Consider the following 24450-nt stretch of genomic DNA (forward strand, 5'->3'; position numbering starts at 1 on the left):
ATGGCAGAAATCAGCCGCGCCGTGATGTTCGGCAAACTCGACACACTCAGCTATCGCGCGATGGAAAGTGCCACGACGTTCTGTCGTTTGCGGGGCAATCCTTATGTGGAGCTGACTCACTGGCTGCATCAGCTACTCAACTTGCCCGACTCGGATCTGCACCGGATCATCAAGCATTTTGGCGTGGAGCCTTCGGCGCTCGCGCGTGATTTGACAGAAGCGCTGGATCGTTTGCCGCGCGGGTCTACATCGATCACGGACATCTCTTCGCAACTTGAAGAAGCTGTCGAGCGCGGCTGGGTGTATGGGTCCTTGTTGTTCGATGCAGCGAAAGTGCGCAGCGCGCATCTGATTGTCGGCGCGTTGAAGACGCCGGCCTTACGCAACGCGTTGCGCGGGATTTCGCGCGAGTTCGATCGAGTGAAACTCGATGACCTCGTGAATGACTTCGACGTTTTGCTAGCGGATTCGCCGGAGAATGCGCAAGCCTCGAATGCGCTGTCAGCGGCAGTCACCATGCCTGCGACCAATCAGGACGCATTGCAGCGCTTCACCGTCGACCTCACGGAACAAGCACGCTCAGGCAGGCTCGATGCAATCGTCGGTCGCGACGATGAGATTCGTCAGGTCATCGACATCCTGATGCGGCGCCGCCAGAACAATCCGCTTCTGACGGGCGAGGCGGGTGTAGGGAAAACGGCCGTGGTCGAGGGACTGGCACAACGAATCGTGGCCGGCGATGTTCCCCCCATGCTGCGCGATGTCACGCTGCGCACGCTCGACGTAGCGTTGCTCCAGGCAGGTGCCGGCGTCAAGGGCGAGTTCGAAACGCGCCTGCGCCAGGTGCTTGAGGAGGTGCAGTCGGCGGAGCGCCCGGTGATTCTTTTCATCGATGAAGCGCATACGCTCGTGGGCGCAGGCGGCGCAGCCGGAACCGGCGATGCCGCCAATCTGCTGAAACCTGCACTTGCCCGCGGCACCGTGCGCACGATCGCGGCGACGACGTGGTCGGAGTATCGGCGGTACATCGAAAAAGATCCGGCGTTGACGCGGCGTTTCCAGGTCGTGCAAGTGCGCGAGCCGGACGAAGCACGCGCAATCACCATGATGCGCGGCATTGCCGGTGCGCTGGAAAAGCATCACGGCGTGCAAGTGCTCGACGAAGCCATAGAAGCGGCCGTGCGCCTGTCGCATCGATACATTCCGGCGCGTCAGTTGCCCGACAAGTCCGTAAGCCTGCTCGATACCGCATGTGCCCGCGTTGCAGTGAGTCAGCACGCTACGCCGCCGGCAGTGGACGACGCGCAGAAACGCATCGCCGCGTTGAAGACGGAACTCGAGGTCATCACGCGCGAAAGCCTGATCGGCATCGATACAGCCGCGCGTCACAAGGTGGCATCGAAGGCGCTGGAAGAAGAAACGCAGCGACTCGCGGAGCTCGATACGCGTTGGAACGTGGAACGCGAACTCGTAAAAGACATCCTCGCGCGCCGTTCGCAACTACGCGATGGCGCTGCCGGTGCAGACCTTGCCGCGCTGAGATCGCAACAGGCGTTGCTCGCCGAGCATCAAGGCGATGCGCCATTGATCCTGCCAGGCGTGGATCGGCAAGCGGTCGCAGCGGTGGTTCAGGACTGGACCGGCGTGCCCATCCTCAAGATGGTCAAGAACGATATCGACAACGTGCTGCGTCTTGGTGAGCTGTTGGACCGGCGAATCATCGGTCAGGGTCACGCAACCGAGATGATCGCACGGCGCATTCGCACGTCGCGTGCGGGACTCGACAATCCGGACAAACCGGTCGGCGTGTTCATGCTCGCGGGAACATCGGGCGTGGGCAAGACGGAGACCGCGCTTGCGCTCGCCGAACTGCTCTATGGCGGGGAGCAAAACCTCATCACCATCAACATGAGCGAATACCAGGAAGCACATACGGTCTCGCTGCTGAAAGGCGCGCCTCCCGGTTATGTCGGTTTCGGGGAAGGTGGCGTGCTGACCGAAGCCGTGCGTAGAAGGCCGCATAGCGTCGTGCTGCTCGACGAAGTGGAGAAGGCGCATCCCGATGTTCACGAACTCTTCTTCCAGGTATTCGACAAGGGCTGGATAGAAGACAGCGAGGGCCGCTCCATCGACTTTCGCAACACGCTGATCCTGCTCACCACGAACGCGGGAACGGAATGCATTGCGCATCTGTGCTGCGATCCAGAGAACATGCCGGCGATGGAAACCATCGAAGAACAGTTGCATGCGGAACTCCTGCACACGTTTCCGCCGGCGTTGCTGGGCCGCATGGTGACGATCCCCTATTACCCGCTCAGCGACGCGATGCTGCGCTCCATCATCCGCTTGCAACTCGGACGGGTGGCGAAACGTGTGACGCGTACACATCAGGTGCCGTTCACTTTCGACGAAGACGTGGTCGGTCAGATCGCCGTGCGTTGCACGCGGCTCGAAAGCGGCGGACGCATGATCGACGCGATCCTCACCAACAGTCTGTTGCCGCGGATCAGCACGGAATTCCTGACGCGCGTGATCGATGGAAAACCGCTTGCACGCGTACATGTGGGCGTTGAAGCAGAGGAGTTCACCTATGCCTTCGACTAGTACTCGCCACGTCCGCATGGAATGCGCCGCGCTTGGGGACACGGCGGTCTTCATGCGCATGTCGACAATCGAAGCGCTCGGCCGCATGAATGAATTCCAGCTTGCATTCTTGAGCCCACGCAACGATATCGATCCCGGCGACGTGCTTGGCCAGAACCTGTCCGTCACGCTCGATTATCCGGCGGCCGGCGAGCGCCAGTTCAATGGCATCGTCACTACGTTGCGGCTCATTGTCCCCGGCGACACCACGCATAACCGCATGGCGCGTTACGAAGCCATCGTGCATCCGCGCTTGTGGCTGCTGACGCAATCGTCGCATCGGCGATTCTTTTATCAAAAGACGGTTCCGCAGATCGTAAGCGCGGTGTTCGAACCGTTCGATATCGATTTCCGCAATGCATGCAGCGCAGCTTATCCGCCGCTCGAAAATTGCGTGCAGTATCGCGAGACCGATTTCGACTTCGTAAGCCGTCTGCTCGAGCGCGAAGGCATTCATTATTTTTTCGAGTACACGGGCGGCAAACATACGTTAGTGCTGACCGACTCGAATAGCGAACATCGTCCCATTCCGCATTACGAGACCATTCCGTACCAGGCTTGGGACACGCCCGAGCAGGATGAAGAGTGCGTGTACCGGTGGGTGTCGGGCGCGACGTTGCAGACTGGACGATACGAAGTCAACGAGTACGACTTCGAGAAGGCATCGGTGAGCAATAGCCACGGTCTCGTCGCGCGGGCAACCCGCGCAGCGCCCTTCGATCCCGCGCGTTACGTGATGCAGGAACACCTGACGGGTCACGTCAAGGCCGCGGATGGCGATCGTCTCGCACGCGTGAACATCGAGATTCATCAAACGCAGAACGATTCCATCAGTGCACGCAGCACGTCGCGTGGTCTCATCCCGGGCGGGCTGATCCGTTTGCGCGATCATCCGGCGACCGCACAGGATCGCCAATACCTGATTACGGAGACACGTGCGGAGATCGTCTCCGACGCGTATGTATCGACGAGCGACAGCACGTTGCCGATCTTCGATTGCAGCTTTACCGCGATCCGCGCGGATAACACGTTCCGTACGGCACGAACCACGCCGGAGCCGCGCGTAGGCGGTCCGCAAACGGCGGTAGTCGTCGGCCCCGATGGCGATGAAATCCTCACCGATCAATACGGCCGCGTAAAGGTCCAGTTCCACTGGGAACAACTCGCGCAGTCGTCGGGCGCGCAAAAGCTCGACCGATGCTGGGTGCGTGTATCGCAAGGCTGGGCCAATAAACGCTGGGGATCCATGCAGCTTCCGCGCATCGGGCAGGAGGTGCTGGTCGAATTCATCGAAGGCGATCCGGACCGTCCGGTGATCACGAATGGCGCGATGGCGCTTTCATCCTGGTCGATGCAGGCAGCAATCCCACGTTGCTGAACGACCAGATACTGGACGGATCACGCGAGGCGCAGCTTCATGATGGCGATCGTCTGCGGGTCGGTCCGTATGCGCTGGATGTGTCCATCGAGCACGAGTTGGAGAACATGACCATGATGACGCGCCCGGATGTGTCCATACCATCGGCGCCGTTGCCGGAGAAACCGGACTGGGACGTGAAGCCGGCCGCGCCGCTGATTCCGGATGACTGGAATGCGCCGCATGCAGCATCGAAGGATAGTCGCGCCGATACTCCATTCACGCCCGATCCGCTCGCGGCCACGCCGCTATTGCGTGAGCCTGCGCGTTTTGGGGTGAATGCGAATCAGGAGCTTATCGATGCCCTCGGCGCCGGCGACAGCCCGCTTGGGATCGGTCCGGCGAAACACGAAGTGTCGCCGTTTTCGGTGTCGGGGTCGAGCAGGGGTTTCGAACACATATCGCCGGAACGCGCGATGAACGCAGTGCCGACGTTGCCGGTTTTGGACGGACCGGCGACGCCTATCATTCCCGAGGACTTCGACCCGTTTATCCCGCCGGTCGAGATGCACGACGAGCTTGCGCCGGTGATTCCAGCGACGGAGTTTCTGGCGCTGCCGGAACCAGCGCCTGCACCAACGCCTCAGCCAAAGCACCCGGAACCGGTCGCTGCAACGCCCTCCACCGGCGATGACGCCACGCTGACAGCCCTGCTGGAAGGTCTCGGCATAGACGCCGGCACTGTCCGTCACATCGCCGCAGATGACCTCGCGCGTCTTGTAGGCGGCATGCTGCGCGTCGCGACGCAGGGCACGATGACCGCGTTGCGCTCACGGTCCATGGCAAAGCGCGAGACGCGTATCGCCATGACGCTGATCGAAGAGCGCGACAACAATCCGCTCAAGTTTTTCCCCGACGTCGACATGGCGCTCACGCAGATGCTCGGCGCACGCGGCGCGGGATATCTCGCGCCTGAAGACGCGTTGCAGGAAGCCTTCCACGATATCCAGACGCACGAACTCGCCGTCGTCGCCGGCATGCGCGCGGCACTCGAACACGCAATGTCGCGCATCGATCCAGTGACGATCGACCGGTCGGTGCAACCGGCAAAGGGCATCGATGCGCTGCTCGGCAATCGCCGCGCGCGCCTCTGGCAGCGTTTCGTCGATACCTGGGAGGACGTGGCGCGTGACGCCGGCGACGACTTCCAGCGTACCTTCGGCGAGCCCTTCAGCCGCGCGTACCAGGCGCAACTCGACGCACTCACACGTTCAACTCCAAGCGAATAACGCCATGTACTGGAATAGCAAGGTCATCTGGTCGGAAGGCATGTTCCTGCAGCCGCAGCATCTGCAGCAGCACGACCGGCACGTGCAGACGCAGCTCGAAGCGCGCGTTGACAGCCTGCGTGCTTACGGTTGGGGATTCACATCGGTGGAAATCGATGAAGCGCTGTTGAAGCTCGGCAAGTTCGCGCTGCGCTCGGCTGCGGGCGTCCTGCCTGATGGCACGCCGTTCAACCTTCCCGCCGATGACGACCTCCCGGAGCCGCTCGACATTCCCGAGGGCACGGCGAGCCTGCTCGTGGTGCTCGCACTGCCGGTTCGCCGGCCGGGCGCGACCGAGTCGGGCGGACCTGAGCGTGCGGACAACCTCGCGCGTTATCGGACGGAAGAGTTCGAAGTCCACGACAGCAACGATCCCGACGCCGTCAGCACGCTGTTGCAGGTTGGCAAGCTGCGGTTGAAACTTGCGCTCGAACCGGACGTCGTGCATGCGCATGCGTATGTGGGCGTTGCGCGTGTGATCGAACGCCTGAGCGATTCGCGTGTGGTGCTGGACGAAGAGTATTGCGCGCCGTGTCTGGACTTCACTGTCGCGGGCAAGCTCGCGCGCTTCTCGACCGAGCTCAACGGTCTGCTCCAGCAACGCGGCGAGGCGCTGGCGGCCCGGTTGTCGCAGCCGGAAGCCGCGGGCATGGCGGAGATCTCCGACTTCCTGCTGCTGCAGATCGTCAATCGCGCGCAGCCCTTGGTTGCGCATTTTGGCTCGATGACCGGACTGCATCCCGAAGCGCTTTTCCAGGCCACTGTGCAGCTCGCGGGAGAACTGGCGACCTTCAGTCAGCGTGATCGGCGGCCGCCGGCGTTCCCCGTGTATCGGCATGACCGGTTGAAGCAAACGTTCACGCCGGTGATCGAAGCGTTGCGTCTTGCTTTGAGTCGCGTCGCTGATCCGGGCGTGGTCTCCATACCGCTGGAGGAGCGCAAGTACGGCCTGCGCGTCGCCCTGGTCGCGGATCGCTCGCTCTTCACGAATGCGACTTTTGTGCTCGCCGTGCGCGCCCAGGTATCCACCGAAACGCTGCTGTCCGCGTTCGGCAGCCAGGTGAAGATCGGGGCGGTCGAAAAAATTCGCGACCTCGTCAACCTGCAATTGCCGGGCATCGGTTTGCGCGCGTTGCCGGTCGCGCCGCGCCAGCTTCCGTTCCATGCGGGCTTCACTTACTTCGAACTCGACGACAAGAACGAAGGCTGGCAAGCACTCAACGCGTCGGCTGGAATGGCGCTGCACGTCGCCGGCGAGTTCCCTGGCCTGACGATGGAATGCTGGGCCATCCGTCGATGAACAAGGACACTGCAATGACTAACGACACGGACCCGACTATCGACGACTCGGGTTTCCTCGACGCCGCGCGCACGATCATGATGCCGACGCCCGGCCTCAAGCGCGAGCGCCCGGCTACGGCAAAAACCGCGGCGGCAGCGCCAGCTTTGGCGCCGCTCGACGCCACGCTCGCCGGCCGCAACCCGCTGTTGCGCGCCGCGAACCCGCTGCTTGAACTCGCATTGCCGTTGCGGCGCCTGACGAGCCATCCGGATCTCGAGGCGCTGCGTACGCAACTGATCCAGATGGTGCGCACATTCGAAACCAACGGCCGCGCATTCGGCGTACCCGATGCGCAGCTTGGCCCGGCACGCTATTGCCTGTGCACGTTCATCGATGAATCGATTGCCGCCACGCCGTGGGGTGCCGGCGTGTGGGGCCGCCGCAGTTTGCTGGTGACGTTCCACAACGAAGCTTCGGGCGGCGAGCGTCTTTTCGTAATCCTGCAGCGTCTTGCGCAAAGCCCTGCTATCGATGTCGATCTGCTCGAGCTGATCTACGTGATGCTCGCGCTGGGTTTCGACGGACGATACCGCCTGATGGAAGGCGGCAAGACGCAGCTCGACGTGATACGCGAACGGCTCGAACAGATGGTCCGTGCGCAGCGCCCGCCGGTTGAACGCGCGTTGTCGCCGCATTGGCAACCCGCGCCGCGCGAACGCAAGCGTTTGCTGCAGTTCGTGCCGCTGTGGGTCGCGCTTGCACTTGCCGCGTTCGTGCTCGTGACCGCCAGCCTCGTGTTGAGCTTTCGAATCAACGACTTTTCGGACCCGGTGTTCGCCTCGATGCGGTCGATACGCGTGGCGCCCGCGCCTGTACTCGCATCGAAGGTCGATGCAGCACCCAAGCTTGCCGCCACGCTGGCCGGTTTCCTCGCGCCCGAGATTGCGCAAGGGCTGGTGACGGTCGGCGATTCGGCAGACCGCACGACAGTCACCATCAACAACACGGCGACGGGCACGCAATTGTTTGCATCGGGCAGCGCCGACCTCGATCCACATTTTGCTCCGCTGATGCAGCGCATCGCCGACGCATTGCAGGACAAACCGGGCAACGTGGTCGTGGTCGGCCACACCGACAACCAGCGCATCATCTCGGCGCGGTTTCCGTCGAACGTGGCGCTTTCGCAGGCGCGCGCCGATACCGTGCGCGCGATCATCGCGGCGCGCATCGATTCGCCCTCGCGCCTGAGCGCGGAAGGACGCGGCGACACCGAGCCGATTGCACCAAACGATACCCCCGCGGGCCGCGCGAAAAATCGTCGCGTTGCCATTGTGATTCTTTCGCCAGGAGCCGCGTCATGAGGTGGTCGAACGGATTCAGAAAGCCGGTGGTCATGTCGTTTTTCGGCATGTTGGCGCTGGCGTTCATTGTGTGGTTCGAAGGACCCTTGCTCGCGTTCAACGGCAGCGAGCCGCTAGGAAGTGCGACCAGCCGATGGATCGCGATCGCGCTGCTGTTCGCGTGCTGGGCGGTGTACTTCGGCGCGCGTGCCGTGAAGGCGCGGCTTGCGAGTTCCAACTTCGTGCGCAGTCTTATCGCGGATTCGGTGAACCCGGCCGATCGCAAACCGAGCGAAGCACGCAAGGCCGCCGATGCGGATCTCGCCATCCTGCGCACGCGCTTCGAGGAAGCATTGAAGACGCTTCGAACCACCGCGACGGGCAAAGACGGCAAGGGCTGGAAATCGTGGTTCAGTGCGCGCCGCCAGACCATTTACGACTTGCCGTGGTACATGTTCGTTGGCGCGCCGGGTGCAGGCAAAACGACGGCGCTGGTTCATTCAGGGTTGCGATTTCCGCTGGCCGACCGCCTCGGCGCGCAGGCGATTGGCGGCGTTGGCGGCACGCGTCATTGCGACTGGTGGTTCACCGACGACGCCGTTCTCCTCGACACCGCCGGCCGCTTCACCACGCAAGACAGTCACGCCGAAGCGGATCGCGGCGCATGGTTCGGATTTCTCGCAATGCTGCGCAAATACCGTCCGCGTCGTCCGCTCAACGGCGTGATGGTCGTCGTATCGGCAGCGGACTTGTTGCAGCAGACCGATGCCCAACGTGCAGCGCACGCGGCGTCGGTGCGTGAACGCCTGAGCGAGTTGAACAAGCAGCTCGGCATGCGTTTCCCGGTGTACGTGGTAGTCACGAAGAGCGACATGCTCTCCGGCTTCTCCGAATTCTTCGATGACCTCGGCCGCGACGAACGCGAGCAAGTGTGGGGCGTGACGTTCCCGCATTCGCCTGAAGACGGCGCGGAAAATTCAGGACAACCGCTGCAACGTTTCCCGGATGAATTCCGGTTGCTGCATCGGCAGCTCCAGGAGCGCGTGCTGCAACGCATGCAGCAGGAAACCGATGTGCGCCGTCGCGCGCTGATCTATTCGTTCCCGCAGCAGTTCGCGGGTATCGAAGGATCGCTGCAGCGTTTCCTGGATGACGCCTTCAGCGAATCGCGCTTTGATCGCGCCGCGTTGTTGCGCGGCGTGTATTTCACAAGCGGCACGCAAAGCGGTCGTCCGCTCGACCGCATGATGAGTTCCATGGCCGCAGCGCTCGGGTTGCAACGGGAAGTGCTGCTCGCCGATACATCGAGTGGCCGCGCATACTTCGTGAAGCGTTTGCTGCGCGATGTGATCTTCGAGGAAGCGGGCCTTGCTGGCAGCAACTTGCGCGTCGAGCGGCGGCGTGCGTGGTTTCAGCAGATTGCTATTGGCGCGGTGGGCGCCGTGTTGATCGCAGGGTTGATCGGACTTTTTGTCAGCGACCGGGCGAACCGCCGCTTCGTTGACGAAAGCCGTCAGCAGATTGCAGCACTTCAGCAGCGGGTGCAACAGACCACGCTCGGCGATGATCCGCTCGCAGTTCTCCCCGTACTCGATGCCGCCCGGGACTTGCCCGGCGGCGAAGCCGAACGCGAAAGCCGCGGTGATGTGTGGTGGGCGAAGCTCGGTCTCGATCAACGCGAGAAAATCGGCGCCGAAGCGCAACGGGTGTATCAGCGGTTGTTGCGCCAGACGTTGTTGCCCATTGTTGTGCAGCGCATGGAAGAAGAGTTGCGTCGCGGCGATGCGAACAATGCCGCGCTTCAATATGAAGTACTGCGTGCGTACCTGATGCTTGGCGACCCGACGCACTACGATCCCGACGCATTGAGAAGCTGGGCCATGCGCGACTGGCAACGCGGTCCGCTGCAAACCGCAAGCGATGCTCAACGCGCGAGTATCGATCAGCATCTTGAGGCGATCTTTCGCCGTGGACAGTTCGATTCAAACCTGCCGCTCGATCAGAACCTGATTGCCCAGGCACGCGCAACATTGAGCCGCGTGCCGCTTGCGCAGCGTCTGAACAGCCGCATCCAGCAGCAGCTTACGCAGCTTCATCTGGCGGATTTTTCGATCGCCAAGGCGGCGGGGCCAAGTGGTCTGCTGGTGTTCGTGCGCAAGAGCGGGATGCCGTTGACGCAGGGTATCGATGGTGCTTACACGCAAGCTGGTTTTACCGCTTTCCTGCGCTTGCGCGAGATGACGCTCGCCAACATTGCGAAGGACGACTGGGTGCTGGGGCGCGCCGAGACGAAGCCGGATGCAGCAGGTATCGATGAACTTCGCACGGCATTGACGCGTTTGTACTGCGAGGAAAGCATCCGGCAGTGGGACGGACTGCTCGGCGATGTCGGTGTCGTATCGTTTTCCGCACCCGACCAGGGCGCGCGCGTTGCGAACCTGATGGGCTCGCAGAACTCACCGCTGCGTGCATTGATCACGGCGGCGGCGCTCGAGACGACGTTTGTCGCGCCGGCAGCAAGTACTGACGCTGCCGCAGGCAAGTTCGATGCATTGCGCAAGAGCCTCGGCGGCGCAGAAGGTCAAACGCAACCCGCTGCAAGTGCCGACAGCGCCGCGCTCGTCAACACGCATTTCCAGGCGCTGCATGATCTTGCGGGCAAGCCGGGGGCAACCTCGGGTGCGCCTGTCGACGATTCCATCAGTGCATTGAAGGAAGCGGCCGCAACGCTGCAAGCGGTCGATTCCGCGCGCAAGCAATCACTGCCCTTGCCGCCGACGAGTTCACTCGATCGCTTGAAACTGCTCGCGCAAGGCGCACCCGCGCCGCTCGGTGCGGTGCTGCAAGGTGTCGCGGATAACGCCGATACCGTTCAGGTCCAAAGCCAGCGTGCGCAGCTTCGGGCGCTGTGGGCATCAACGGTCGCGCCGGCTTGCCGGCAAGCGCTGGATGGCCGCTATCCGCTCGTGCGCACCTCGACGCGGGATGCCGCGCCTGATGACTTCGGGCGGATTCTCGGGCCGGGCGGCCTGATCGATGATTTCTTCCAGAAGAACTTGCAGAACCGCGTGGATACGTCGGGCGCTGTATGGCGCTGGCGCCCGGAAGCGCGCTCGCTTGGCATACCCGACGACGTCCTTGCGCAGTTCCAGAATGCTGCGCAGATCCGCGATGCGTTGTTTCGCGATGGCGGGCATGATATATCGGTTCGATTCTCGGCGAAGCTTGCTTCCATCGATCCATCCGTCAAACGTTTTGTACTCGATGTAGACGGCGTGCAACTGGTTGCAACCGACAGCACGCCAGGCGCGACCGCTGCCTTCCAGTGGCCGAGCGGCAAGGGCACGGGGCAGGCGCATGTGGAGCTCGATCCGGCAGCGACGACTGCGCCGCATGCGGACGGACCGTGGGCGTTGTTCCATCTGCTCGATACCGCGCGCATCACGCCCGCGGGTCAGCCCGACCGCTTCAAGGCGACCTTCGACAACGGCCTGGTATCAGTCGACCTCACGGCGAGCAGCGTGGTCAATCCGTTTCGTGCCGGTGTGCTCGACCGCTTTCGATGCCCGGCGCAACTATGATGACGCCTGAAGAAGCCGGCACGGGCTTCTACGGAAAAGTGCGCACGCATGGCGACTTTGTGGGACGCGGTTTGTCGCGCGAATTTGTCGTGCAGTGGGATACGTGGTTGCAGCGCGGATTGCTCAAGGCTCAGGAACAGCTTGGCGACGCCTGGTTGCAAGACTTCCTCGGCATGCCGCTATGGTGTTTCGCGATGAAACCCGGGGTGATGGATGATACGGCGTATGCGGGCGTGATGATGCCGGGTATCGACGCGGTCGGGCGGTATTTTCCTTTCGTCGTGGCTCGACCAATGGCTCAAGCTTTCTTCGATGACTGGCTGCACAGCAGTTCGGTGTGGTACGAGCATGCGGCGGGTTTGGCCTTATCGACGTTGAAGGCGAAGTTCTCGCTGGCAGAGTTCGAGACCGAGCTGGAGCAACTTGATAGCGGTGCTGAAACGCTGGTCTGGCGCGATAAGTTCAGGCGGTTTTTGAGCGAGGGCGATGTTGCGAGCGTTTGGTGGACGAGCGCTCAAGCGCTGCACAGGCACGAGGGCGCGCCGGATACGGCGTTGTTCTTGCGATTGCTGGGAGGTTAATCCGGTGCGATGCCAAGATCCCGCCGCAACGCATCGCGGTCATCCGGTTCCTGCACGGCATCGATCAGACGTTCGTAAAACGTATCCGTATTAGGCACGTTCGCGGCGGCGCGCGCCACGATGACCCGCGCTATCGGCCCAACATATGCAGCGAGCTTGAGCGTGGCGTCCTGCAAGACCTCAGGCGCAATGCTCACCTGAAGCACCGGCTCGTTCCTGGGCATCGAAGTCCGCTTCATACCCGAAGCAATCCGTGACCCATCCCCCGGCGTCTCAAGCCGCATCAGCAGCGAGTTGAAATCGCGCCGCGCGGCATCGGTTGGAAAATGCGCCGCGAGCCGCTCCCGCAACGCGTTGAAGTCCGAGGACTTCGCCGTCGCACGACGCAGCAAGATCGTCGCAACCGGTCCCACGTGACTTGCGAGCCGCTCCTCCAGTTGCGCTATCAGTTCAGGCGGCCAGTCCATTGAAGGTTCGCTGAGCTCTGGCGCTTCGAGTAACGCAATCGGCTTTGCAAATGCAATCACCGTCTGGTCGCTGTCCTCGGATTGCGCCGCGCCGAGCGCGCCCATCAGCACATCGCGCCATTCACGCGCGGAGGCGTAACGGTCTTCGGGCCGCTTCGAAAGCGCCTTCATCAACATCGCATCGATATAACCGGCCAAGCCCGGCACGCGTTCCGATGGCAGCATAGGCGTGTCGCTCAACACTTGCCGCATGACCACGGTCGGCGTGCCCGCGAACGGACACACGCCGGTCAGCATTTCGTAGAGCACGACCGCAGCGGAGAAAAGGTCGGCGCGCGCATCGATGGTCTCGCCCGTGAACTGTTCCGGCGACATGTAGCTGGGCGTGCCGATCACCGTGCCCAGTTGCGTGAGATGCGACGCTTCGATCCGCGCAATGCCGAAGTCCGTGATCTTGCATTCGCCGCGTTGCGTGATCAGCAGGTTGGCAGGCTTGATGTCACGATGAATCACGCCTTCCTGATGCGCGTAATCAAGTGCATCGAGGAGTTGCAAAAAGCAACCTAAGGCACGCGCCGGTTCTATTCGGGTTTGCGTTCGGGCATGCTGAGCGAGACGCGCGGCGAGGCTCTCGCCACGCACGTATTCCATCGTGATGTATGCCGTGTCGCCCGCTTCGCCATAGTCATACACCGACACGATATTCGGATGCGCAAGGCGGCCGGCCGCACGCGCTTCGTTCAGGAAACGCGCGGTGAGGTCGTGCATCGAACCGCCTTCGGAACCTGCCGGCAACAATTCGTTGCGGATGGTCTTAAGCGCGACATGGCGCTCGATCTGCGGATCGAACGCCAGATACACAACACCCATTGCGCCGCGTCCGAGCACGCGCTCGATGCGGTATCGGCCGAGTTCGGATGGGGTGTCGGCGGATGCCGTCATGATCAGTGCGCCCCTTCATCGAGGATCTTGAATGCTTCGATCAGGCTCGTCCTCATGCGTCCGAACGATACCGCCAGCGACGCAATCTCATCCGATCCACCCGTTGGCAAAGGTGTTTCGGCAAGCTTGCCGAGACTCATTTCATCGGCGGCGCGCGAGAGCGACTGGATGGGTCGCGTGATCAGCATGTTCACCATCACGTTCATCACGATCAGCACCACCGCGAACACCGCCGTCAGCGACAGCATGAACGTGCGCCAGACAGCGCGGCCACGTTCGATGGGTTGCGTCATCGGCACCGACACGAACTCTGCGCCAATCACATCGTTCATGGTCCAGCCGAACCCGTTCGCCGAGCCGTATTTGTCGATCATGGTCGCGGGCGCTGCGCTCGGGGTGCTGTGGCATTGCATGCACGCGACGTCCGTGATGCGGCTTGGCCGCGCAAGGAACAGCGTGGGATTGCCCGACGAAATGCGTTGACCTGTCATCTGTTTCAGGTCGGGATGATCGTGCAGATGCGTGATCACGTCGGTCTCCCAATCCGTTGGCCGGTCGCGCGGATTGGTCGGATTGAGCATGGTCGACTTGTACGAGAAGTTCGGGAAATCCTTTTGCAACAGGTTCAGCATTTCGATGGCCGAGAACGCCGGAATGGATTCGGGCACGAACTGATATTTGATCTGCGTGGCGAGCAGCGGCGTGACGTGGGTTGCGGTGTAGCTTTGCATCGATGCTGCCGCGCTGATCAGCACGTTGGCGTCGTGTACGGTTTCATCGAGTGCCTGCTTTTGCAACAGACGATCCGCGACCACGCCCGCCGCACTCAGGCCGATTGCAAAGACAAGCAGGAAGACGAGATTGAACTTGGCGCTAAGAGAGAGTTTGCGTTTCATGGATGTGCATACAGTGAGTTCGCGGGCGGCGCGGAAGTGTTGACGCGAACGGCTTGCAACGCGCGTTGGCGCGCATCGGGTCGAGGGGGCGGCGGGTAGAGCAGCACGCGCCACTCAGGCAAGGCCTTGAGGTTTTGATCGATGGCATGGCGAAACGCCTGGTCCGTGAGGCGCGAGCGGAAACGCGCGGGGAAGCGCTTGCGCGCCGGCAAGTCGCTTGCGAGCCAAGCGGACACATCGTCGTAGGTCGCCGCGCGCAGCGGTTTTACAGGGCTGTCGTGTGCGGCCGGTGTGAAGGGCAGACGCTGCAATGCGTCGCGGAAAACAACAGGCATGTCGGTGAGGAATGCGCTCGATGGACGCTGCGCAATCTGCGGCGGCGCGCTTGCGGTCACATAAGCGAAACTCCCCGGCGTGATGGCGTTTTTACGCGCGGAACCAGCCAACGTTTGCGTGCCGCTTTCGCTGAATACGGCGATTGTCGGCTCGTCCTGATTCGTGCCGGGGAGCGCCGCAACGACCGCCGCCGCGTTCCCGCCAAGCTCGACCGAACCCCGTTCAGTATCGACGACAGGCGCCTTGCACGGCGGCGTTGCGCATGTATGGGCGATCTTCAGCCAGCCATCGAGCAGCGATACGCGCGGCCCCGCCTGCAGCAGCAACCGTGTCTGTGCCCCGAGTGCGAGCAGGTTGCCTGCATCGTCCTGAAGCTGGACCACGCTGCGCGGCGCGGATTCAACCAGGTCGTCGTCACGCAGCGCTTCGCCCGCGCCCAATTGATAGACGTTCGTCGCGCGAATGACCGTGGCGGGTGCGTCGGCGCTTGCGATCGTCCAGCCGGCATGCGCTTGCGAGGCCGCACACAGCAACGCGAACGCAGACAAGCCGCACAACGCGCGTTTGACCGGCCGACGGGAGTGCAACAGAAACAGGAAGTATTCGAGGCGATAGCTCATGCGTTCCGCTGTGCGTTAATGCGCCGCGAGCCAGGAAATGGCCGGCGCATTAAACACAACAGCGAAGCGATGAAATTATTCCGCGCCTGTCAGAAAATGGGGCGGGTACTCAGGGGGATTTTCGCCGATGCCAACAGCGAGGCGCTTGACGCACGTGACTCGTCGCGGCTGAAAAGCGGCGCGACCTGGCTGCTGGAGATCTGCTTGCCAAGCGCGGTCAGGTCGACGCCTTGCGGCTGCCCGATCAGCGCATAGCCGAGTTCAGCCTGACGCCAGGTGACGACAGTCATCGATGCAACCGTTTGATCCGCTACCGCCGCATCCGGCTTGACCTCTTTCATCACGCATAGTGCGATGGGCGCGCCTTCCTTGGGCAAATACACGATCTGCACGAGCGGCTTGTTGTTGAAGCGCAGACGTTGCACGCGCTTGAACGTGAGCCCTGCCGCGCTCAAATCGGGAATGCGCAGCGCGAGGCCATCGTCCTGGCGGATTTCGTCGACGGTCTTGATGGACAGGTCGGTGTCGCTGTTGACGTTCGCAAGCGTCTCGCGCGAATAGAGTTGCTGGTAACTTGCTGCAGCCATGATCCAGGGCGAGACACCGGTCCCCACGGATGCAATCGATGCACCCACGTTCGATGCCGGCCCTGCGCCTGGCCCGAGGCGCAGCACGAGTCCGCACGCGAACGCGCCTCCGAGAAACGCCACGGCAAGCCAAGCGGGGGCAATGCGCAGCCGCGAACGAATGGTCGACGACGCAGGACTTCCGGGCGCATGTTCCACCACGGGATCATTCACGCTGACATCAGTCCTGGCCTTGGCCGATCGGGCCATTTCCTCGATCTTCGCCGTCAGGCTGGCGGGAACCGGTGGCAGCTTCTGTCCGGCAAATGCATCGCGATAAGGCAACCGCGAAGCCTGCAAGAGCGCGACGCGCTCAGCCACGTCGGGAGAAGTGCGCAGTTCGCGCTCCACTTCCTCGCGTTCGTGTGACGGCAGTTCGCCATCCACGTAGGCCATCAGCAGGGTATCGTCCGATTTCATAAGACTTAAGCAGTTCGCTTTCGCTGATGATTCATGTTTTTGTTTCTCTCGTGCCCTTTATTGCATTTTCCCAATGAAAAAAACACACTCATTTGGAATTGCAATCGACCTTCGAGGACTTTACTGTTTCTTCACAGTTTCTAAGGGCTTATTTATATCCAAGCCGGGTCACCCATACAACCAGCATAACCACCCGTTGCGGCCCCGGCGACGCCCGGCGAGGGGCTTGACAGGGATATTCGATTACATGGTTCACAGAAGAACCGCCACTTCACACGAATGCGGCAACCCAACAACGGCCTCAAGTTATACCCGTACTAAAAGAAGAACACCCAAGGTTGCGCCGAAATTCCATGCGCGCAAAATTAAATCGATGATCCCAAAACACGCTTTTCGAGCTCCGGCGGGACTTGTAACAAGTGTAACTGCGATTTGGTGCGGACGCTTAAACGTTGTTTCGTGCAAACCACACGTTCGATGGTCATACCAGAGAAAACGCGCGAACTTGGATGACCACGACATGTTGACTGCGGAAATTCAGCCAGCCAATGAGCCCGGAAGCACCACGGACGTCGAATCGCTGAAAAGCTGCTCCACCTCGCGGTTCGAGATCTGTTTGCCGAGCGCATTCAGGTCCACGCCGTCGGGTTTGCCGATCAGCGCGTAGCTCAGTTCGGCCTGACGCCAGGTCACCACCTGCATGGAATCGACGTCCTGACCCGCCACCGCCTGATCCGGTTTCACGTCCTTCATCACGCAAAGCGCGACGGGTTCACCCTTCTCGGGTTGATACACGATCTGAACGAGCGGCTTGTTGTTGAAACGCAGGCGCTGCACGGTCTTGAACGTCAGGCCGGCGCTGTGCAAATCCGGGATGCGCAATGCAAGACCGTCTTCGCGACGGATGTCATCGACCGTTTTCGACGATGTTTCCGGCGTCTCGCTGACATAGGCCAGCGTGTCGCGGGTATAGAGCTTCTGGTAACCCGTGGCGGCCTGAACCCACGGCGAAAGATTGCTTGCGGCCATCGAACCGGATGGGCCGTGGTCCAAAAGAGGACCGAGTCGCAGGAACAAGCCGCCGCAGAACGCGCCTGCTACACAGGCAGCAGCAAGCCACGCGGGAACGGAGCGCATACGCGAGCGAACGGGCCCGCCGGCTGACGAGGGAACGGCGTTGTCATTGACTGCGGGCGCGGCATGCGCGCGTGCCATCGCTTCAATCTTCTGCGTCAGCGAATCCGGTACGGGCGGCAACTTTTGTGCGGCGAACGCGCCCCGATAATCCACGCGCGACGCCTTCAGCAACTCGACCAGCTCTGCCGCCTCGGCTGACGCGCGAATGTGTTCCTCGACTTCATGGCGCTGGTCGGGCGGCAGTTCACCGTCGACATACGCCATCAACATTACTTCATCGGTTTTCATGCGATTGAGTCCTTTCGCGTCGCCGAGGCTTTTGGCTTCGGTTCGTGCGTGCCGAACTGCGCGCCGACTGCTTGCCGTGCGCGCGATAAGCGGCTCATGACGGTTCCGATAGGAACCTCGAGTACATCTGCAGCTTCCTGGTAACTCAGCCCTTCGACTGCGACCAGCAGCATCACCACGCGCTGCGCTTCGGGCAGGCGTTCCACGGCGCTGATGATCTGGCCGTGCATGAGCTGCGTTTCCGGGCCTTTATCCACGGGGTCGGCGATGTTCTCCAGGAAGTCGTCGTCCCAGTCCATGCTCGAACGTTTGCGCACGCTTCGCGCCCGCAATTCGTTGATCCAGGTGGAATGAACAATCGAAAACATCCAGCTCAACGGGGCCGTATCGGGCTGCAATTGATGCGCCCGTTCGAGCGCGCGCAGGCACGCACGCTGGACGAGATCCTCGGCGTCGTGCCGGTCGCCCGATATGCGCAGCGCAAAGGCCCACAAACGCGGCAGCATTTCGGGAAGCATGCTTGGTAAGTCTGCACCGTTCATCGAACGAATATCTCCTGGTACCAGTGTCTTGTCCGGATGCTGCCAGCAGCATGCACGCGAGAGCTGCGTGAAACGAACTGGGTAGTTTAACTTGCAATCGGGCATTTCGCCGCATACCCGTCCGGCTTGCCGCACGGTCTAGCGGCGTGAGTTTCCCGCTTGCGCCGCCTGCGCTTCTTCTTGTGTACGGCGGTTGAAAGAAACCGAATATGCCGATGAGCGCGCGGCCAGCAGCGGATCGTCCGACGGTCCGATTCCAGCCGGCAAGATCAGCGGATCGAAGTTGATATCGCGGCAGGCTCCATCGATTTGCGACTCCGCCCTGTCGATCACCACCACACCCGCATCCACGCGATGCAGCTCCCGCTCTTGCGGCCAGACGCGGGTGGCGTCGTTCGTCGGATCGCCGGGCGCGGCCGGCGTGATCATCAGATGCCAGCGCACGGGACCGCGCTCGAGGCGCTTGCTCAGGTCGTGCGCGAGGAAGTCCGGATCGCGCGCATCGGTTGTGCTGACGGGCTGGTATGCCGCGTCGGGCACGACGCTCCATCGAACGAAATGCGTGTTGCCTTGGGCGTTGGTGAACCTGAACGCGTCGATGCTGAAATAACTGGCGTTGGAAAAATTCGATGACGCCGGGTGACTTGCCAGCCATTCGTGAAAAGCCCTTGTTTCAGGGTGTTTTTCCAGAAACATCTTCATCTTCGCGGGGTCGACGCGGCCGCTCGCGGCGTCCGGCCGCAACGCGGCCAACTGCTCATACAGCGCTTCCGGTGTGCTGACGGCGAAGATCGGCACGGAGTTCATCGCGGTGCGCCATTGCTCGCCGTGGCTCAAGGTGAAGCGCAGGGCGAAGCTGCGGACCATCGCGGTATCGTCTTCTTGCGTCGGGTCGAAACCCGGCGCCGACAAGCGCCCGACCACCGGAACCGTGCCCCGCTCGAACACGCTCGCTCGAGAAAGCTGCGCGCCGTTGCCGTTACTTTCGAAGCGACCGCTCACGCATACACCCTTCGCATGATTGCGGCGGAAGCCGGGGTGTGGGCTTGTAACGGATTCGAAGGCATCGATCAACCGGGCCGATGTAAGCGTCTGCTGATCATGTGGCCAATGAATCCATCCGCCGGTCCACGCAAACAATCCCGCGATACCGCCAATCGTTGCAGCAATCAGGGCGTAGTGGGATATCAGGCTGGGACGGCGGCGCTTTTCAGTCATGGCAAAACTTTGGCTTCGTTGCTGCCGTGTGGCATCGGCCCAAGGCCAGCGATGCGGGCAAGCCAGGAAGTCAGAAAGGCCGCAAGTATAGTCGGACAAAAAGTTGTCTGTTGACCTTCTGTCAAACATTTGGCGGGGGTTTAACCGCCGTTTGCCTGGAACTGCTCGGGCGGGTGAATGTTTTCAGCGTTTTCCGGTAGCTCGTCTGACGAGGCAAGCGCCGCCTCACCAGCCGTAAAACCGGTCCCACACTTCGATCTCGTCCGCGCCCAAACGCGCGTGATAAGCCGGGTATTGCGCGCCGGTCGCGCAGGCGTGGTTCGGCAGGATCAAAAGCCGCGTGCCGACCGACAAGTGCGCGGTGATGTCTCCGTCCGGATGACCCGTGTTCGCCAGGATCCCATGTTCCTGGTTTGCGCCGGTCAATGTGTAGCCTTCGAGCGGCGAGCCGTCGAGCGTACATGGCTGGCCGTAGCCGTAGTCATGCGTCTGCTTCGCCGTGCCGCGGTCGCGGCTCATCGCCATCCAGCCGGCATCGAGAATGGCCCAGCCTTTATCCGCCTGATGACCGATGACCGTGGTCAGCACGCTCAGCGCCAGATCGGCCGTATTGCATACGCCCACGTTGCGCATCACGAGATCGAAGAAGACATACACGCCCGCGCGAACTTCGGTCACGCCTTCAAGGTGACGCGCGGCGAGGGCGGTCGGCGTAGAGCCGACGCTGACAACATCGCATGGCAAACCCGCTTCGCGCAGGCGCTCGGCGGCCTGCACACAACCGGCGCGCTCCTGCTCGGCGAGCGCGGCGAGTGATTCGGCCGTGTTCAGTTCGTAGCTCGATCCCGCGTGCGTCAGCACGCCGCCCAGGCGCGCGCCGTCCTGATGCAAGGCGCGGCCGATATCGATCAAGCGCGCCTCGCCGGGCTTGACGCCGGAGCGATGGCCGTCGGTATCGATTTCGATCCACACCTCAAAGGTCACGCCGTGCAAACGGCCGAACTCCGCGACGCCTCGCGCCGATTCGAGGTTATCGACGATCAGTTTCAAATCGCAACCAGATTGCTTCAACGCCAATGCACGCGGCAGCTTCGATGCAACCATGCCCACCGCATACAGGATGTCGCTGAAGCCGGCCGCGAAGAATTGCTCGGCTTCCTTGAGCGTGGACACCGTGATGCCGCGCGCGCCGGCATCGCGCTGGGCGCGCACCACGTCCACGCACTTCGAGGTCTTCACATGCGGCCTGAACGCCACGCCGAGCGTATCCATATGCGCTTGCATGCGTTCGATATTGCGCATCATGCGCCGCCGGTCGATCAGCGCGGCGGGCGTTTCGATCTGGTCGAGTTTCATTGTGCGGAGTCTTCCTTCAATGCCTTCGATGAACCGAATTGGCGCAGCCACGGCAGCAACGCATCGAACGTGGGCGCTTCGATTTCGGGTGGCTGTGCGCCATCGACGAGATCGAGGCCCACGCGGTTGTGCCAGTAGGTACGCAAGCCGAGCTTCGCGGTGCCGAACATGTCGTAGCTCGAACCGGCGACGAAAGCGGCGTCGTCGGCGTTCATGTTCAGGCGATCCAGCGCCCGTTGATAAGGACGCGGATCGGGCTTATAGAAACCGGCGTTTTCGGCCGTCACGATCACGTCCCAGTCGATATCGAACAGGTCGGCGGCTTGCCGGCCCAGCCGATCGGAACAGTTCGTGACGATTCCCAGCTTGCAGTGCGGCGCGAGCTTGCGCAATGAATCGCGCGCACCGCTCCACGGCGCGAGTTGCAGCCACTGGGCTTCGAGCGTGCGTGCTGCCGACTCGTCCAGGCCGGTTTGCAACGCGGCCTGACGCACGAGTTCTTCGTAGGGCACATACGCGCCGCGGTTGTAGGTCAGGCGCAGATATTCCGCGCGCCACGTGCGTCCCGCGGCCTCGCTGCCGGCTGCACGGTTCCACAAGGTCCATGAATCCAAGAGAGCGGTGAGCAGGTCGAAGAGCACCGCTTTCGGGTATGTCGAGGCAGATTGGTTTGGCATGATGGACGCAACTTTACTGATAAAACATTAAGCTATGGTTAAATTCACACACATCTATCCTTAAGAAAAACTGAACGATGGAACTGGCGGATCTCAGGCTCGTCACTACGCTCGCGCGATCGGAATCGCTCAGTGCGGCGGCGCGCGTGCTCAACGTGACGACATCGGCACTTTCCATGCGGCTCAAGAAGCTGGAGGAAACGCTCGGCGTAACGCTCGCCACGCGGGATGCACGAAACATGTCGCTGACCGCCGACGGTGCGCGCCTCGCGCGGGAAGCGCAGGGTCTTCTCACCGCCATTGAAGCGCTTCCGGATACGTTCCGCGATGAAACCGCGCGTCTCGCCGGCCACATTCGCATTGCAGCCCCTTTCGGCTTCGGCCGCGTGCATGTGGCGCCGTTGCTCGCGCGATTTGCGCGGGAGAATCCGGAGATCCGGCTGCAACTCGATCTGCTGGAAACGCCCTGGCCGCATAGTCACGACGCCGACGTCGTGATCCAGATCGGCACGGTGCGCGACACGTCGTGGACTGCGCGGTCGCTGCTCGCCAACGAACGATGGTTATGCGCGAGTCCGGGTTATATCGCGGCCCGGGGTTATCCGCGTGAACCGCGCGAGATCCTCGATCACGATTGCATCTGCATCCGCGAGAATGATGAAGACGTGACGCTCTGGCGGGTGCGCCGGCGGCGCGCGCAGACCGGCGCCAAGCATTCCGCACCGCTCGCACTGCGTGTCACCGCTGCATTCAGTACCAACGACGGCAGTGTTGCGCGTCGTTGGGCCGAAGATGGCTTGGGGCTCGTGCTGCGTTCGCAATGGGACGTGGCGGACGCGGTTGCATCGGGCAAGCTCGTGCGGCTTCTGGGCGAGTGGGACTTTGGCAGCGCGCCGGTCATCGCACTGGTTCCATCGCGCAAGGGCCGCTCTTCGCGTGTCCAGGCGTTGCTGGCTTATCTCGCGACGAATCTGGGCGCGGCCACGACAAACAGCCGATAGACCGCCGCTATAATCAAACGATTCACGCTTCAAGGGAGTGGCCGCATGAAGTATTCGAATCTCGTCGAGCGTCTGCAAGGCAAGCGCACGGCCGCGTGGGAAATTCATCACGCAGCGCAGCAAGCCTTCAACAAGGGCGAAGACGTCATTATTCTGAGCGTCGGCGACCCGGACTTCGCGACGCCCGAAGTGATCGTCGATCGCGCGGTCAGTGCATTGCGCGAAGGCGATACGCATTACGCGGATGTGGTGGGACGTGCGCCGCTTCGTGCGGCGATCGCGCGGGATCACGTGCAGCAGACCGGCAATCAGGGTATCGATGAAAACAACGTGATCGTCGTCGCGGGCGCGCAGAACGGACTCTTTGCGACATCGTTATGCTTGTGCGAAGCAGGCGATGAAATCGTCGTGCCCGAGCCGATGTACCTGACTTACGAGGCCAGCGTGCGTGTCACCGGCGCGACGCTCGTACCCGTGGCCGTAGACCCGGCGAAGGCGTTTCATCTCGATTGCGACGCGCTCGAAGCCGCCATCACGCCGCGCACCAAAGCCATTTTCTTCGCCACGCCGTGCAACCCGACGGGTGTGGTGATGCCGCGTCCGGATCTTGAACGCATTGCGGCGCTGGCGAAAAAACACGATCTGTGGATCGTCTCGGACGAGGTCTACGCGGACCTCACATTCGATCGCGAGCATGTCAGCATTGCCTCGCTCGACGACATGGCCGAGCGCACCGTGACGATCGGCAGCTTGTCGAAATCCCATGCAATGCCGGGATGGCGCGTGGGCTGGGTGATCGGTCCGAAGACGCTTGTAGAACACCTTGGACGCCTGGCGCTTTGCATGCTCTACGGTTTGCCGGGCTTCATCCAGCAAGCCGCAATGACCGCGCTCGAAAACCGCCCGCAGATCGTCGCGGACATGCGCGAGATCTACAGACGTCGCCGCGACATTGTGTTCGATCGTCTGCGCGATGTGGCAGGCTTGCATTGCCTGTTGCCGGAGGCGGGCATGTTCATGATGGTCGACGTAACCGGCACGGGCTTGAGCGCCTACGATTTCAGTTGGCAGTTGTTTCGGGCGCAGGGTGTGTCGGTGCTCGATGCCAGTGCGTTCGGAGAAACCGCGGCGGGTTTCGTGCGACTGGGCTTCGTGCTCGATGAAGCGCGTCTCGCCGAAGCATGCGACCGCATCGCGACCTTTGTAGCGAGTATCAGGCGTTAAGCTGATTCCTCTGGATCATCCAGGGGAATCTTCGTCTCGAACTTCGAGCAGTTCATCGCGAAGTTGCTCTTGAAGTTGCGCACATTGTTGTTCGATGAAAAGAGCCTTCGCGTGAACGCGTGATACGTCTCCATCGAGGCGGAATTCACGATCAGCAAAAAATCGAATTCCCCCGATACCTCGTAGCACGCCATCACATCACCTTCGCTCATCATGCGGCGCTCGAAAGCGCGCAGCAGCGAATCGTTCTGCTTGTCCAGTTCCACCGATACAAAAATGGTCAGCGGCCGGCCCACGCGCATCCGGTCGACAATCGCGACTTCCTTGAGCAGCACGCCGTCCGCCTTGAGTTGCGCGATCCGGCGCTGGCATGTCGCGACCGATGCGTTGGCTTCGGTTGCGATCACGCGCAACGGCGTGGCCGCGTTTTCTTGCAGCAAGTTGAGGATGCGGACGTCGAGCCGATCGAGTGCCATATGCGGGTCCTGTTTGATCGATGCAGTGTTCTTTGAGTCTAAACGCCGGAAATAGAATCGAATTATCGGCGATAGGCGTATTCGCGGGATTTTTTCTCATGCCGGGTTCTTA

The 24450-nt window shown here is 61.8% G+C and carries 19 protein-coding genes; 9 read left to right on the forward strand and 10 right to left on the reverse strand.

The window, feature by feature from the left end:
* The 7 genes from tssH to tagF are packed head-to-tail and all read left to right on the forward strand — an operon-like array spanning position 1 to position 12112.
* Positions 1-2604, forward strand: a complete 2604-nt coding sequence (tssH, locus tag AX768_RS17245) for a type VI secretion system ATPase TssH (protein ID WP_062001346.1) — start codon at positions 1-3, stop codon at positions 2602-2604.
* Positions 2591-4021 carry a type VI secretion system Vgr family protein gene (locus AX768_RS17250; RefSeq protein ID WP_082778909.1) on the forward strand — a complete coding sequence of 477 codons (1431 nt, stop codon included), beginning with the start codon at positions 2591-2593 and terminating at the stop codon, positions 4019-4021. The genes tssH and AX768_RS17250 overlap by 14 nt, the downstream gene beginning before the upstream one ends.
* Complete coding sequence (gene tagH / locus AX768_RS17255; RefSeq protein ID WP_062001347.1) at positions 4015-5289, forward strand: type VI secretion system-associated FHA domain protein TagH; 1275 nt, start codon at positions 4015-4017, stop codon at positions 5287-5289. The genes AX768_RS17250 and tagH overlap by 7 nt, the downstream gene beginning before the upstream one ends.
* Positions 5290-5293: 4 nt before the next feature.
* Positions 5294-6628 carry a type VI secretion system baseplate subunit TssK gene (gene tssK / locus AX768_RS17260; protein ID WP_062001348.1) on the forward strand — a complete coding sequence of 445 codons (1335 nt, stop codon included), beginning with the start codon at positions 5294-5296 and terminating at the stop codon, positions 6626-6628.
* A 14-nt stretch (positions 6629-6642) separates the two neighbouring features.
* Complete coding sequence (gene tssL, locus AX768_RS17265) at positions 6643-7971, forward strand: type VI secretion system protein TssL, long form (protein WP_062002294.1); 1329 nt, start codon at positions 6643-6645, stop codon at positions 7969-7971.
* Positions 7968-11531 carry a type VI secretion system membrane subunit TssM gene (tssM, locus tag AX768_RS17270; RefSeq protein ID WP_062001349.1) on the forward strand — a complete coding sequence of 1188 codons (3564 nt, stop codon included), beginning with the start codon at positions 7968-7970 and terminating at the stop codon, positions 11529-11531. The genes tssL and tssM overlap by 4 nt, the downstream gene beginning before the upstream one ends.
* On the forward strand, positions 11528-12112 hold the full coding sequence (gene tagF, locus AX768_RS17275) for a type VI secretion system-associated protein TagF (protein ID WP_062001350.1): 585 nt from the start codon (positions 11528-11530) through the stop codon (positions 12110-12112). The genes tssM and tagF overlap by 4 nt, the downstream gene beginning before the upstream one ends.
* Here tagF and AX768_RS17280 read toward each other — a convergent pair.
* The 9 genes from AX768_RS17280 to AX768_RS17320 form a co-directional block, all read right to left on the reverse strand.
* On the reverse strand, positions 12109-13521 hold the full coding sequence (locus tag AX768_RS17280) for a serine/threonine-protein kinase (RefSeq protein WP_062001351.1): 1413 nt from the start codon (positions 13519-13521) through the stop codon (positions 12109-12111). The genes tagF and AX768_RS17280 overlap by 4 nt on opposite strands.
* Before the next feature lie 2 nt (positions 13522-13523).
* Positions 13524-14417, reverse strand: coding sequence for a c-type heme family protein (locus tag AX768_RS17285; protein ID WP_062001352.1), 894 nt, complete (start codon positions 14415-14417; stop codon positions 13524-13526).
* Positions 14414-15373, reverse strand: a complete 960-nt coding sequence (locus AX768_RS17290; protein ID WP_062001353.1) for a hypothetical protein — start codon at positions 15371-15373, stop codon at positions 14414-14416. The genes AX768_RS17285 and AX768_RS17290 overlap by 4 nt, the downstream gene beginning before the upstream one ends.
* Positions 15374-15462: 89 nt before the next feature.
* Positions 15463-16419: an anti-sigma factor family protein gene (locus tag AX768_RS17295; RefSeq protein WP_082778912.1), complete on the reverse strand. Its 957-nt coding sequence runs from the start codon at positions 16417-16419 to the stop codon at positions 15463-15465.
* A 537-nt stretch (positions 16420-16956) separates the two neighbouring features.
* On the reverse strand, positions 16957-17844 hold the full coding sequence (locus tag AX768_RS17300) for an anti-sigma factor family protein (protein ID WP_062001354.1): 888 nt from the start codon (positions 17842-17844) through the stop codon (positions 16957-16959).
* The gene (locus AX768_RS17305) at positions 17841-18386 is read right to left on the reverse strand and encodes an RNA polymerase sigma factor (RefSeq protein ID WP_062001355.1); all 546 of its coding nucleotides are present in this window, start codon (positions 18384-18386) and stop codon (positions 17841-17843) included. The genes AX768_RS17300 and AX768_RS17305 overlap by 4 nt, the downstream gene beginning before the upstream one ends.
* 138 nt (positions 18387-18524) lie before the next feature.
* Positions 18525-19604 (reverse strand): catalase family peroxidase, encoded by a 1080-nt coding sequence (locus AX768_RS17310; protein ID WP_062001356.1) that lies wholly within the window; start codon positions 19602-19604, stop codon positions 18525-18527.
* Positions 19605-19829: 225 nt separating this feature from the next.
* A complete protein-coding gene (locus AX768_RS17315) occupies positions 19830-20960 on the reverse strand; it encodes a DSD1 family PLP-dependent enzyme (protein ID WP_062001357.1) in 1131 nt (376 codons plus the stop codon).
* Complete coding sequence (locus AX768_RS17320; protein ID WP_062001358.1) at positions 20957-21637, reverse strand: HAD-IA family hydrolase; 681 nt, start codon at positions 21635-21637, stop codon at positions 20957-20959. The genes AX768_RS17315 and AX768_RS17320 overlap by 4 nt, the downstream gene beginning before the upstream one ends.
* 77 nt (positions 21638-21714) lie before the next feature.
* On the opposite strand from AX768_RS17320, the gene AX768_RS17325 reads away from it, so the two are divergent.
* Both AX768_RS17325 and AX768_RS17330 read left to right on the forward strand, forming a co-directional pair.
* The gene (locus tag AX768_RS17325; protein WP_062001359.1) at positions 21715-22638 is read left to right on the forward strand and encodes a LysR family transcriptional regulator; all 924 of its coding nucleotides are present in this window, start codon (positions 21715-21717) and stop codon (positions 22636-22638) included.
* A 45-nt stretch (positions 22639-22683) separates the two neighbouring features.
* Positions 22684-23862: a pyridoxal phosphate-dependent aminotransferase gene (locus AX768_RS17330; protein WP_062001360.1), complete on the forward strand. Its 1179-nt coding sequence runs from the start codon at positions 22684-22686 to the stop codon at positions 23860-23862.
* Here AX768_RS17330 and AX768_RS17335 read toward each other — a convergent pair.
* The gene (locus AX768_RS17335; RefSeq protein WP_062001361.1) at positions 23859-24338 is read right to left on the reverse strand and encodes an Lrp/AsnC family transcriptional regulator; all 480 of its coding nucleotides are present in this window, start codon (positions 24336-24338) and stop codon (positions 23859-23861) included. The two genes, AX768_RS17330 and AX768_RS17335, sit on opposite strands and share 4 nt — an antisense overlap.
* Between the last annotated feature and the right edge of the window lie 112 nt (positions 24339-24450).

Source organism: Burkholderia sp. PAMC 28687, from assembly GCF_001577465.1.
Lineage (GTDB): Bacteria > Pseudomonadota > Gammaproteobacteria > Burkholderiales > Burkholderiaceae > Caballeronia.